Here is a 13,113-nt window from a genome sequence, read left to right as displayed (position 1 = left end):
CGGTCGCGACACCCCCCGCCGGTTCACTGCGCCCAGTGCGGCGTCCAGGTCTCCGCGTCGTGGCGACCCGGTCCCGCGCTGTCGAGGTAGGTACGGAGCCTCCCGAGGGCGGGGTGGGGGTTGTCGGACCGCCAGATCAGTGAGTGCGGGTAGACCGGCATCGGGTCGCGCAGCGTGATGCGGCGCAGGTCCTGGTCGGTGGGCCAGACCATGCGCGTCTGTTCGCCGACCAGGGTGGCCAGCTGCGGGGAGTCGGCGATCGTGTCCAGGAGCGGATCGGTGCCGAAGTCGGGTCCGGTCGCCTCGATGGTGAGGCCGAACTCCGTGGCGAACTCGTCGTAGTACGCCGCCCATTCGGTGCCGGCCACCAGACCGGGCATCCAGATCCGGTGCCCGGCGAGCTGGGCCGGGGTGACCGCGCGGGCCGTGGCCAGGGCGTGCCGCGGTCCGGTCAGCAGCTGGACGGGCTCGTCGTACACCCGCGCCGCGGCGATGCCGTCGGGGAGTCGGCGGGCTGGGACGGTGACGGCGCGGAAGGAGGCGTCGATCGTGCCGGAGCGGATGGCGGCCAACGCCTCCTTGGCGTCGAAGAGGGTCACCACATCGAGTTCGGCCTCGGGACACGCGCGATGGAAGCCGCGCAGCAGTGCGGCCGGGCCCAGCCGGCGGCCGATCACGTCCACGCGCAGGGCACGGGAACCGGGCCGTACGGAGGCCATGGCCCGCTCCGCGGTGTCGAGAAGCGCCCGGGCGTGCGGCAGGAACGCCTGACCGTCGATGGTGAGCCGCACTCCGCGCGGGGTGCGCGTGAACAGTCGTACGGCGAGCTCCTTCTCGAGCGCGGCAACGCGCTTGGAGACCGCCTGCTGGGTGACCGCCAGGGTCGTGGCGGCGTCCTGCAGCCGTCCCGTCTCCGCGGCCGTCACGAACGTCCGCACGCCATCGAGGTCCATGGCCGCCATCGTAGAGCCACAACCCATGGTTGTGTCCGAGCCGCTCGGGGGTTGTTTGATCTCTGGATCCGTCGACCGCTTGGATGTCCGTGGATCAGGGAGAGAGGCGGCGGCATGGGGCGGGCATTCGGATGGTTGTGGGCGGCGTACGGCGTCAGTGCGCTCGGCACCGCGCTGGCCCTCCACGCCTTTCCGCTGATCGCGATCCTCGTGTTGCACGCAGGTCCGGCCCAGGTGTCGGCGCTGGCAGCGGCGGGGCTCGCGGTCGGGGCGGTGGTGGCGGTGCCGCTCGGGCCGTGGGTGGAGTTCCGCCGTAAGCGGCCGGTGATGATGGCCATGGATCTGGCCCGGTGCGCCCTGCTGCTGAGCGTCCCTGTCGCGTACGCCTTCGATCGGCTGAGCTTTGCACAACTTCTGGTTGTGTCGGTGCTCGTCGCCGCGGCCGACATCACCTTCACCGCCGCGTCCGGCGCCTGCCTCAAGACCCTGGTGCCACAGGAGGATCTGCTGACCGCCAACGGGCGGTTCGAGGCCACGATGTGGACCACCACCATGATCGGGCCACCCCTCGGCGGCGCGGCGATCGGACTGCTCGGCCCCGTGGTGACCGTCGTCGCCGACGCCGTCAGCTATCTGCTCTCGGCGGTCGGGATCCGCGCCATGGGCGGGAAGAAGGAGACCCGCCCCGTACGGCCCGAGACGGGAAACCGGCTCAGGAGCCGTGACCTGCTCGACGGCTGGCGCTTCATCCTCACCGATCCGGTGCTGCGCCCGCTGTTCCTCAACGCCGTCCTCGTCAACGGGCTGATCATGGTGGCCGCCCCGCTGCTCTCCGTCCTCATGCTCGGCGGCCTCCATTTCGCACCCTGGCAGTACAGCCTCGCCTTCGCGGTGCCGTGCGTCGGCGGACTGATCGGCGCACGCCTGTCCCGGCGGCTCGTCGCACGGTTCGGCCGGCACGAAGTGCTCGTCACCGCCGGAACCCTGCGGGTGTGCTGGCCGCTGGGGCTGGCCTTCGTCGGTCCCGGTGTGCCCGGACTCCTGCTGGTCATGGTCGTCGAACTCGGACTCATCACCTGCATCGGCGTCTTCAACCCGGTCCTGGCCACCTACCGGCTCGAACACACCCCGCCCGACCGTGTCGCCCGCACGCTCTCCGCCTGGTCCATCAGTGCCAAACTGACCATCGCCGCCCTGACCGCACTCTGGGGCCTGCTGGCCACCCTCACCACCACCCGCACCGCCATCGCCGTGGCCGGACTCCTCCTCCTCGCCACGCCGCTCCTGCTCGGCAGGCGTGCGCTGCCGACGGCCTGACAAGGCAGCGGATCACCTCCGCGGCGTACGGACGGCCGAGCGCGCGGCCCCGGCCCTCCCCGGACGACCTGCTCCTCACAGTCGTACGACGATCAGGGCCGTGTCGTCTGTGGCCCCCTCCGGCGGGAGGAGTTCCTGCAGGACCGCGTCCGCCAGCGTCTCCGGATCGGCGTCCCGGTGGCGGGTGAGGGAGTCCGCCAGGCGTTCCAGACCGATCTCGATGTCCTCGCGACGGCGTTCCACCAGGCCGTCGGTGTAGAGCACCAGGGTGGCGCCGTCGGCGAAGCCGGTCGTCGCCTGCGGTCGCGGGACCGGGTCGGGGCTGGCGTCCAGCGGCGGGTCCGTGGCCGCGTCGAGGAACTCGACCTTGCCGTCGGCGTGGACCAGCGCCGGCGGAGGATGCCCCGCGCTGCTGTAGGTGACGGTGCGGGCGTCGAAGTCGATGAACGTGATGACCACCGTGGCGGACTCCGCGCCGGCCACCACGTGTGCGTAACGGCCCAGGACGTCGAGGGCCTGCGCCGGCCCCTCGGCCACCCGCGAGGCGGCGCTCAGCGCGCTGCGCAGCTGACCCATCACGCAGGCCGCCGCCAGTCCGTGGCCGACGACGTCACCGACCGCGACACCGATACGGTCGCCGCCGACCAGATCCACGAGGTCGTACCAGTCGCCGCACACGTTCAGCGCGCCGACCGCGGGCCGGTAGCGCACGGCCACCCGGTGGTCCCCCTCCAGCCGGGGTGTCGGCAGCATGGCCTCCTGGAGCGCCAGCGCGACCTCCCGCTCCCGGGCGTGGGCCTTTCTCAGTCGCTCGTTGACCTCCTGCAACTCCCGGGCGCGGATGTACAGTTCGGCCTCCAGCGCGCGGGCCCGGGTGCCGACGGGTCCGCCGCGGTCGCGGATGAACTCGGTGACCTCCTCGACCCGGTGCACGAGGAGGGCGACCTCGCCGCCGGGGCCCAGCACGGGGGCGTTGACCGGGCTCCAGTAGTGCTCCTCCCAGCGCCCCGGCAGCTCCAGGGACCGGACGTCGTAGCGCTGCACGGCCATGGTGTCGCGCTCGCCGGTGGTCAGGACACGCTGCAAGGAGGCCGCCAGATTGCGCATACCGGAGGCGCCCGGGTCCTCCGGGTTGTCCGGGAAGACGTCGAAGAGGTAGTGGCCTACCAGCTGCTCCCGGCTGCGGCCGGACATACGGACGAACTCCTCGTTGGCGTCCGCGTACACCAGCTCGGGGGTCAGGACCGCCACCATGCCGGGCAGGGCCTGGAACACCGCTGCGTAGTCGATCCCCGCGTCCGCCATGACACTGCCGCCTCACTGCCGATATTGCATCACTTCCCACGATATGAGCCGACGGTGACCGCCGGGTAGTTCTTGCAGATCGCGGGCGCCGGTAATTCGGTTGCCCCGGCCCTGTCCCCACGGGCTAGATTCCGCGCATGGCAGACATTCGGGGCTCGTACGACGATCTGTTCACCGCCGTGCCGAACGCGCTGGCCGGTTTCCTCGACGCCGGGGACGTGGGTGGTTCGGCCGCGGTCTTCGTGGGCGGTGAGCCCGTGGTGGACGTCTGGGGCGGCTTCGCGGACGCCGGCCGCACGGTGCCGTGGGAGCGGGACACCGTCACCAACGTCTGGTCGGTCACCAAGACGATGACGGCACTGTCCGCGCTGGTGCTGGCGGACCGGGGCGATCTCGACGTGGAAGCGCCGGTCGCCCGGTACTGGCCGGAGTTCGCCGCGGCGGGCAAGGAGAAGGTGCTCGTACGGCATCTGCTGTCGCACACCGCGGGTCTGCCGGACTACGACGGGCCGGTGGCGGAGCTGTACGACTGGGCGGCGGTCACGGCCCGGCTGGCCGCGCTGGCGCCGCAGTGGGAGCCGGGGACCGCGGCCGGGTACCACTCGCTGACGCAGGGGTTCCTCGTCGGCGAGGTCATCCGCCGGATCACGGGCCGGACGCCGGGCGCGTTCTTCGCCGAGGAGGTGGCCGGGCCGCTCGGCGCCGACTTCCGGATGGGGCTGTCCGCCGAGCACGACCACCGCGTCGCGCTCGGCGTTCCGCCGCCCGGTCAGGACGAGGACTACGTCGCCGGGGCCGCGGGCCAGGACCCGACCCCCTCCACGGCGACCGGGATCCGCCTCCGGGACGGCAACAGCATGTCCTGGCGCCGGGCCCAGATCCCCGCGGCGAGCGGCTTCGGCAACGCCCGCTCGGTCGCCCTCGTCCAGTCGGCGATGGCCTGCGCGGGCACGCTGAACGGAGTCAGGCTGCTGTCCCCGGCAGGCTGCGCACGGGCCTGGGAGGAGCAGTACAGCGGCGAGGACCGCATCCTGGGCATGCCGGTGAGCTGGGGCCTCGGCTACGGCCGCTTCGGCACCACGTACGGCTGGGGCGGCTGGGGCGGCTCACTCGTCATGATCGACCCGGACGCCCGTATGACGGTGGCCTACGTGACGAACCAGATGCGCGAGCCGGCGGCGGACCAGCGGGGCCTGGAACTGGTGATGGCGGCCTACGAGGGGCTACAGGGGCTTGCCGGCTGAGCCCGGCGCCGGGGGTGGGGCACCCCCACCCCCGGCACCCCCACCCCCGGCGCCGGGGGTGGGGGTGCCGGGCCGGGGCCGCGGCGCGGGGACACAGGGCCGAGGCCCGGGGCGCGGAAGAGCCCGTCCCACCCGTAGGCCCGTGCCTGCGTCCCGCGCCCGGGGCTTCGTACCGCCCGACCGTGCGGGGTACCGGACACCCCGCCCGGCTTCCGTCACATCTGCCCCACCCGGATGCGCCGCAGGCCCCTCGTGGCGCATTCTGGCTGTGTCGCCCGTGGGGCGGCGCAGGGACGAGGCAGGCCGATGACTGGGAGCGGCGAGGACGCGCACCGGACGCCGGGACGGCTGGCCGCGCTGCTGATCGACGCCTCGACGGAGGCGATCGGCGCGGGCGGTGGTCACGCCGGCGGCGTCTACCTGCGTTCGAGCACCCCCGGGATGCTGCGCCTCGCCGTGCTCGCCGGGCTCCCGGGACCGTTGTTCCGGCCGTGGTGGCGGCTGCACGCCGACCGTCCGTTCCCCGTCGCCGACGCCTACCGGCTCGGGGTGCAGGTCGTGCTGCCGAACGCCACGGAGACCATGCGCCGCTACCCCCAGTTCGCGGCCGGCCTGCCGTTCCAGTTCGGATCGCTGTACGTACCGGTCGTGGGGAAGTCCACGACCTTCGGCGTGCTGACCGTGCTGCGTCCCTCCGCCGCGGACGCCACCGAGGTGCTGGCCGAGCGGGAACTGGTGGCGCGGGTGGCGGAGGATCTGGCCCGCCGTCTGGAGGACCTGCGGGACACCGACCCGGTCGCCTGGGACGGTGAGCCGTTGTGCGTGCGGCCGCCGACCACGCATGCGTCGGCTGGACGGCTCGGACGGTTCGCCTGGGATCCGGCGACCGGCGTGGTCACCGCGGACGCGCATCTGCATGCCCTGCTGGGCGTGGCCCCCCCGGAGTTCGGCGGCACGATCGAGGCGCTGGCCCGGGCCGTGGCCCCCGACGACGCCCAGCGTGTGCTCGCCGCACTGCGGGAGGCCGCCGCGAGCACGCCGTCGCTGCCGCTGTACGTGCGGGCCGCGGACGGCGGGCTGCGGCTCATGGAGTTCTGGACCCCCGAGGCCTCCGCGGCCGCGTCCGGCGCACGGCCCGTCAGAGGCTTCGTCCTCGATCCCGGGCCCGGTTCGGCGGCCGACGCCGCGGCCGATCTGCTGCCGGAGGGCGTGTTCTGCCTGGACCGGCTGGGGCTGGTCACCTACGCGAATCCCCGCGCCGCACAGCTGCTGCACCGGCCGCGGGACGTACTCCTGGGCCGCCCGCTGTGGGACGGCGTGCCCTGGCTGGCCCAGCCCGACTTCGAGGACCATCTCCGCAGCGCCCTGCTGTCCCCCGAGCCGGTGCATCTGCATGTGCGGCGGCCGCCCGACGTGGATGCCGCCTACGAGGGCGACTGGCTCGCGCTGTCGGTCTACCCCGGCCCGGACGTGCTGACCTGCACGGTTCAGCCGACGAGCCGGATGCCGGACTCCGCCGAGCCCTTCGAGGCCGCCAAGACGGGTAATTCGTCGCTGGCGCCGCTGTACCGTCCGATCGTGCTGGCCATCGCGCTGACCGAGGCGGTCACCGCCCGTCAGGTGTCCGCCGTGGTCATGAAGGAGCTGCTGCCCGTGTTCGGGGGTCGCCGATTGGCGATCTACCTCCTCCAGGACCGGCATCTGTACCTGGCGTGGGAGTCCGGCTTCCCGCCGGGGTTCCTCGCCCCGTTCGACGGCGTGGGGCTCGACGAGCATCTGCCCGGCGTCGAGACGCTCACCACCGGCAGGCCCCTGTTCTTCGACTCGATGCAGCAACTCACCGACGCCTACCCGGGCATCCCGCTGGACGCGACGGAGGGCGCCCGCGCCTTCCTGCCGCTGATCGCCTCGGGGCGTCCGGTCGGCTCCTGCATCCTGGGCTTCGACCGCCCCCGCACCTTCACCGGCGAGGAACGCTCGGTCCTCACCGCGCTCGCCGGGCTGATCGCCCACGCCATGGACAAGGCACGGCGCTACGAGAGCGAGGCCGCACTCGCCCGCGGTCTCCAACAGGCCCTGCTCCCCCGCCGTCTGACGGACCATCCGCTGGTGGAGACGGCGGGCCGCTATCTGCCCGGCACCCAGGACATGGAGGTGGGCGGGGACTGGTACGACGTCGTCGAGGCGGGCGACGGTCTGGCCCTGGTCATCGGGGACGTGATGGGACACGGTGTGCAGGCTGCCGCGACGATGGGCCAACTGCGCAGCGCGGTACGGGCGTTCGCGCTCGGCGACCGGCCGCCCGACGAGGTGATGAGCGGCACGAACCATCTCCTCATCGACCTCGACCCCGGTCAGTTCGCCAGCTGCTGCTACATCCGCCTGGACCCGGTCACCGGGCTCGCCCGGGTGGCCCGCGCGGGCCACCCGCCGCCCCTGCTGCGCAACCCCGACGGCAGCACCCGCGTCCTCGACCTGCCCGGTGGCGTCGTGCTCGGTGTGGATCCGGACGCCCGTTACCCGGTCACGGAGTTGCGGATCGAGCCGGGCGCCGTCCTGGCGCTCTACACCGACGGTCTGGTCGAGCGGCCGGGCATCGACATCGACGACGGCATCAGCGCGCTGCGTGTGGCTCTCGCCCGGGCCGGAGCTCCCACGGCACGTCTGGCGGGTGTGGCCGACTGGCTCACGGCGGCGGCCCGGCATGCCACCGACCGGCCCGACGACATCGCGCTGTTGCTCGCCACCCGGAGGCGACAGCGGTGAGGCGCCGTGGTTGTTCTGTCACGGTGTGTGACGCCTCTCGCCTCATGGGGCCGTGCAGTGTAGACATGGCACATGGCCCGACTCTCGCAGCGTGACGCAGGCCGGTCGCGGCGCGGGCGAGTCGCCGAAGCCCGGTCGGCGCTGGGTGGACGCAGCGTAGCCGGACAGGTGTTCGTATCACAGGTCGTGATCGTGCTGCTGCTGGTCGTGGCCGCGGTCGTGGCGCTGGTGCTGCAGGTACGGCACGACAGCACGACCGAGGCCCGCAACCGTTCGGTCGCGGTCGCCGAGGCGTTCGCCAACGCGCCGGGCACCCGCGAAGCCCTCGACGCCCCCGATCCCACAGCGGTCCTGCAGCCGCGGGCCGAGGCGGCGCGCAAGGCGACCGGCGTGGACTTCATCGTGGTCCTGAACACCGACGGGACCCGCTACACGCATCCCAAGCCGGACCGCATCGGGAAGAAGTTCGTCGGCACCCTGGCGCCCGCGCTGGCGGGGCAGGTCGTGACGGAGGAGATCGACGGAACCATCGGCCGGCTGGTGCAGGCCGTCGTACCGATCAAGGCGCCCGACGGGAAGGTCGTGGGCCTGGTGTCGGCCGGCATCACCACCGAGCACGTGGGCGGTACCGCGGACGAGCAGATGCCGCTCCTGCTAGGCGCCGCGGCGGGCGGCCTCGCCCTGGCCACGGCGGGCACGGCACTGGTCAGCAGGCGGCTGCGGCGCCAGACACACGGTCTGGGACCGCACGAGATGACCAAGATGTACGAGCATCACGACGCCGTGCTGCACGCCGTGCGCGAGGGCGTGCTCATCGTGAGCGGCGAGGGCGTGCTGCTGCTCGCCAACGACGAGGCCGTGCGGCTGCTCCATCTGCCCGCCGACGCCGAGGGCCGGCACGTCCTCGAGCTCGGCCTTCCGGCGGACACCGCCGAGCTGCTGGCCTCGGGGCGGGTCGCCACGGACGAGGTGCACCTGGTCGGCGACCGGCTGCTGGCCGTCAACCAGCGGCTCACGGACCTGGAGGGCGGACCGGCCGGCAGCGTGGCGACGCTGCGCGACTCGACGGAACTGCGGGCCCTGTCCGGCCGGGCCGAGACGGCACGCGAGCGCCTGAACATGCTGTACGACGCCGGGGTGGGCATCGGCACCAGCCTGGACGTGACCCGGACCGCCGAGGAACTGGCCGAGCTGGCCGTACCCCGGTTCGCGGACTTCGTCACCGTGGACCTGTTCGACGCCGTACTGAGCGGCGGGCAGCCGGATTCGGGCACGGATCTGCGCCGCACGGCGTTCAGCGGGATCCGCAAGGACGCGCCGCTCCACTCGGTGGGCGACCGGATGCGGCTGGTCGCGTCCTCGCCGCAGATCCGCGCGCTGCACTCCGGGCAGGCGGTCCTCGAGACGCGCCTGGCCGAGTCCCCGGGCTGGCGGGCCCAGGATCTCGAACGCACCGCGCAGGTCCTGGAGTTCGGCATCCACTCGCTGATCGCGGTGCCGCTGCGCGCGGGCGCCCTGGTGCTGGGTGTGGTCAACTTCTGGCGTTCGGAGAAGCCCGAGCCCTTCGACACCGACGAACTCGCCCTGGCGGAGGAGCTGGTGGCCCGGGCCGCGGTCTCCATCGACAACGCCCGCCGCTACACCCGCGAACACACCATGGCGGTGACGCTGCAACGCAGCCTGCTGCCGCGCAACCTGCCCGAGCAGAACGCCCTCGACATCGCCTACCGCTACCTCCCCGCGCAGGCGGGTGTGGGCGGCGACTGGTTCGACGTCCTGCCGCTGTCCGGCGCGCGCGTGGCACTGATCGTCGGGGACGTGGTCGGCCACGGACTGTACGCGGCGGCGACGATGGGGCGGCTGCGCACGGCGGTCCACAACTTCTCCGCCCTCGACCTCCCGCCCGACGAACTGCTGGCCCTGCTGGACGAACTGGTCAGCCGCATCGACCAGGACGAGACCCAGGACGGCGACAGCGCCCCGGTCACCGGAGCGACCTGTCTGTACGCCGTCTACGACCCGGTCTCCCGGCGCTGCACCGTCGCCCGCGCCGGACACCCCCCGCCCGCCCTGATCCACCCCGACGGCAGCGTGGAGTTCCCGGACGTGCCCGCCGGTCCCCCGCTGGGGCTTGGCGGCCTGCCGTTCGAGACGGCCGACCTCGAACTGGCCGAGGGCAGCCGCCTCGTGCTCTACACGGACGGGCTGGTCGAGGACCGGGAGCGGGACATCGACGTAGGCCTTGAACTCCTGCGGGCCGCTCTGGAGCGGGCCGGTGACTCGCCGGAGGACACCTGCCGGACCGTGCTCGACTCCCGGCTCACCTCCCGGGCGAGCGACGACATCGCCCTGATCGTGGCACGCACCCGGGCGCTCGGCGCGGACCAGGTCGCCGAGTGGGACGTGCCGTCCGACCCGGTGGCCGTCGCACAGGTGCGCGCCGATGTCACCCGGCAGCTGTCCCGATGGGGGCTGGAGGAGCTGGAGTTCGCCACCGAGCTGATCCTGAGCGAGCTGGTGACCAACGCGATCCGGTACGGCGGTGAGCCCATCCGCGTCCGGGTGCTGCGCGACCGCAGCCTGATCTGCGAGGTCTTCGACAGCAGCAGCACCTCGCCCCATCTGCGCTACGCGGCGATGACGGACGAGGGCGGCCGCGGTCTGTTCCTCGTCGCGCAGCTCGCCGAGCGCTGGGGCACGCGGTACACGCCCGAGGGCAAGGTCATCTGGGCGGAGCAGCCGCTGCCGTAACCGGCACACCTTGTTCATAGGTACGAACCTTTGACGCGACGGGTTCTCATTGTGTCGTGGCTCTGATAGTAAACCTTCCTATCAGTCTCACGTACGGCCAACTCCCCACCCCCCACCTCCCTTTGGAGCCGCCGTGAAACACCCCACGCACGCCTCGCGCCGCACCGTCCTCACCCTGATCGGCGCGTCCCTCGCGACAGCACCCCTGCTCACCTCCCGAGCCGCCGCGGCCCGCGCGACCGCGACGGGACTCGACGACCCGGCGAAGAAGGAGATCGCCATGCAGCTGGTGTCGAGCGCGGAGAACTCCTCGCTCGACTGGAAGGCGCAGTACCAGTACATCGAGGACATCGGCGACGGCCGCGGTTACACCGCCGGCATCATCGGCTTCTGCTCCGGCACCGGCGACATGCTCGACCTCGTCGAGCTCTACGCCGACCGCCGCCCCGGCAACGTCCTCGCCCCCTACCTGCCGGCGCTCCGCCGGGTCGACGGCACGGACTCGCACGCCGGACTCGACCCGAACTTCCCCCGGGACTGGCGCCGGGCCGCCCAGGACCAGGCGTTCCGGCAGGCGCAGAACGACGAGCGCGACCGCGTGTACTTCGACCCGGCGGTACGCCAGGGCAAGGCCGACGGGCTGCGTGTGCTGGGCCAGTTCGCCTACTACGACGCCATCGTGATGCACGGCGACGGCACCGACCCGACCAGCTTCCGCAACATCCGTAAGCGCGCCCTGAACCGGGCCCGTCCCCCGGCCCAGGGCGGCGACGAGGTCACCTACCTGCACGCCTTCCTGGACGCGCGGGTGTGGGCCATGAAGCAGGAGGAGGCCCACAGCGACACCAGCCGCGTCGACACGGCCCAGCGGGTCTTCCTGCGCGCGGGCAACCTCGACCTGAACCCGCCGCTGGACTGGCAGGTCTACGGGGACAGTTACCACATCGGCTGATCGTCCCGAGGCACCGCGGTCCCGGCTACGGGCGTTGACCGATGCGGTCCACGACGCCCAGCTCCTCCCGGGCTCGCATCTCGTGGTACCAGTCGCGATGCTTGAACTCCCCGTCGACCAGGTCCGCGGTGCTTCCCTTCATCCGCAGCCCGGCGTAGGCATAACTCGTCGCGTCGAAGATGAACGCGAAGTCGAACTTCGGGTAGGAAACCGCCACTCCCTTGCGGCCGAGGCCGTCCACCACCTGGCGATCGATGCGAATGCCGGGAATCCGCGCCACGGCCTCGAACGTGGCCGCCTCCAGCCCGGCCGGCATGATCCGCGGGACCACGAAGAACTGGACGGCGTTGGCGAACGCCACACCGTCGATGTCGGCCTGGCTCATCGGCGCCTCCTGGACCTTGTCCGATCCCACCGACGCATTCACCCGCTTGTCGTCGGCGCTCAAGCCCATCCGCAGCGTGTCCAGGAGCTTGTCCGGGTCCGTCGGCCACTCCGCCAGCTTGGCGTACTCGGTCGGCGGCCACCTCACCTCGTGCTTGCCGAGCGGCGGATCGCGGTGGATCTTGCCGTGCTCCTGGCGCCTGGAGGGCTTGGAGCCGTCCACGGACATCCAGCTCTCGTCCGTCCAGGTCCTGCGCTTCCCACCCTCCACATAGGTCCGGGTGATGAACATCTTGGTGTACACGTACTGGTCGTCGCGCGGAATCGGCGTCCCGGCGCTGTCGGCACGGGATCGCGCCGCCGCCTTGTGCAGCAGCTCGGCCGCGCTCAGCGTCGCGATCCGCGAGGCATCCGTGCCCCCGCCTCCGTCGTGCCGGCCGGCCACGACCACGCCACCGGCGACCGCCGCCGTGGCGGTCCCCACCACCGCGACCCTGAGCATCAGTCGCCGGGACAGCGCGCCCGGGCGGCCGTCCCGGACGATGGCGCGCCGCAGCCGGGCGCGGGCGGCGAAACGGGCGTCGTCGGTGAGCGGGGCCACGTCGGACTCGAACTCGCGCACCACAGTGAGGTCATCCACGATCCGTCTCCTCGTTCTCCTCGTGAAGGGCTGTGGGGTCCGCCCCGCCCAGTGCGTCGCGCAGCCTGGTCCGCGCCCGGTTGAGCCGTGAGCGCACCGTGCCCACGGGGATGCCGAGGGCCTCCCCGGCCTCGGCGTAGTCGAGATCGCCCCAGGCGATCACCAGCAGCACGTCCCGGTACCGCGCGGGCAACTTCGCGAGCGCACCCGCCAGTTGGGCGCGGGAGTGCTCGGCGCCGACCCTCGCCACGACCCGGTCGGCCAGCGCCTCGCCGCCGTCACCGGCCCCCGTCGAGGCGACGCGCGAGAACGCCCTCAACCGCCGAGCCTCGGCGCGCCGGTGCTGGCCGACGAGGTTGGTGACGATCCCGTAGAGCCACGGGCGGGCCTGCGGCCGCGACAGGTCGTAGCGGTGGCGCTGCTGGAACGCGATGACGAAGGTCTCGGCCATCAGGTCGTCGGCCGCCTCGGCGCCTAGCCGTCGGGCCGCGTAGCGGTGGATGTCGTCGGCGTACCGGTGGAAGAGGATCTCGAAGGCATCGGGCTCCTCCCGCGAACGCTCGACGACCGAGGCGTCGGACTCGACGCCGTCGCGGGGAACGACGTCGGGAAGGTCTGCGACGCTCGGATCGCCTGTCGATTGCATGCGGTTCCCTCGAAGTCATGGGCATGGTCGACTGCTGTTGGCCGATGCCCGCGATCGGGTTCCCGTCCGGCGTGAGAGAGCGCTCGCACAGCCCGTCGAGGTCATAAAGTAGCCTTATGAGCTCATAGATCGGACCCGCGTACCAGCTTAGGCTT

The 13,113-nt window shown here is 72.3% G+C and carries 9 protein-coding genes; 5 read left to right on the top strand and 4 right to left on the bottom strand.

The features are described from left to right. Positions 1–23: 23 nt before the first annotated feature. Positions 24–953, bottom strand: a complete 930-nt coding sequence (locus OHU89_RS44110; protein ID WP_405651110.1) for a LysR family transcriptional regulator — start codon at positions 951–953, stop codon at positions 24–26. A gap of 114 nt (positions 954–1,067) precedes the next feature. Here OHU89_RS44110 and OHU89_RS44105 point away from each other — a divergent pair, with 114 nt between their 5' ends. Continuing rightward, positions 1,068–2,270, top strand: a complete 1,203-nt coding sequence (locus OHU89_RS44105) for an MFS transporter (RefSeq protein ID WP_405651108.1) — start codon at positions 1,068–1,070, stop codon at positions 2,268–2,270. 75 nt (positions 2,271–2,345) lie between these two features. Here OHU89_RS44105 and OHU89_RS44100 read toward each other — a convergent pair whose 3' ends face one another. Next, the gene (locus OHU89_RS44100; RefSeq protein ID WP_405651106.1) at positions 2,346–3,575 is read right to left on the bottom strand and encodes a PP2C family protein-serine/threonine phosphatase; all 1,230 of its coding nucleotides are present in this window, start codon (positions 3,573–3,575) and stop codon (positions 2,346–2,348) included. A gap of 137 nt (positions 3,576–3,712) precedes the next feature. On the opposite strand from OHU89_RS44100, the gene OHU89_RS44095 reads away from it, so the two are divergent. From OHU89_RS44095 to OHU89_RS44080, 4 genes are all read left to right on the top strand, one after another. Further along, positions 3,713–4,819: a serine hydrolase domain-containing protein gene (locus OHU89_RS44095; RefSeq protein WP_405651104.1), complete on the top strand. Its 1,107-nt coding sequence runs from the start codon at positions 3,713–3,715 to the stop codon at positions 4,817–4,819. Positions 4,820–5,125: 306 nt separating this feature from the next. After that, positions 5,126–7,585 (top strand): SpoIIE family protein phosphatase, encoded by a 2,460-nt coding sequence (locus OHU89_RS44090; protein ID WP_405651102.1) that lies wholly within the window; start codon positions 5,126–5,128, stop codon positions 7,583–7,585. Between the two features lie 72 nt (positions 7,586–7,657). Further along, a complete protein-coding gene (locus tag OHU89_RS44085; RefSeq protein WP_405651100.1) occupies positions 7,658–10,336 on the top strand; it encodes a SpoIIE family protein phosphatase in 2,679 nt (892 codons plus the stop codon). Positions 10,337–10,469: 133 nt separating this feature from the next. Continuing rightward, the gene (locus OHU89_RS44080) at positions 10,470–11,288 is read left to right on the top strand and encodes a chitosanase (RefSeq protein WP_405651097.1); all 819 of its coding nucleotides are present in this window, start codon (positions 10,470–10,472) and stop codon (positions 11,286–11,288) included. Positions 11,289–11,313: 25 nt separating this feature from the next. Here OHU89_RS44080 and OHU89_RS44075 read toward each other — a convergent pair whose 3' ends face one another. Then, a complete protein-coding gene (locus OHU89_RS44075) occupies positions 11,314–12,312 on the bottom strand; it encodes a CU044_5270 family protein (protein WP_405651095.1) in 999 nt (332 codons plus the stop codon). Next, positions 12,305–12,958 (bottom strand): RNA polymerase sigma factor, encoded by a 654-nt coding sequence (locus OHU89_RS44070; protein WP_405651093.1) that lies wholly within the window; start codon positions 12,956–12,958, stop codon positions 12,305–12,307. The genes OHU89_RS44075 and OHU89_RS44070 overlap by 8 nt, the downstream gene beginning before the upstream one ends. Positions 12,959–13,113 lie beyond the last annotated feature (155 nt).

Source organism: Streptomyces sp. NBC_00019 (assembly GCF_045041015.1).
Classification (GTDB): Bacteria; Actinomycetota; Actinomycetes; order Streptomycetales; family Streptomycetaceae; genus Streptomyces.
Note: the sequence above shows the minus strand (reverse complement) of the source record. Positions and strands in the feature narration are given on the sequence as shown.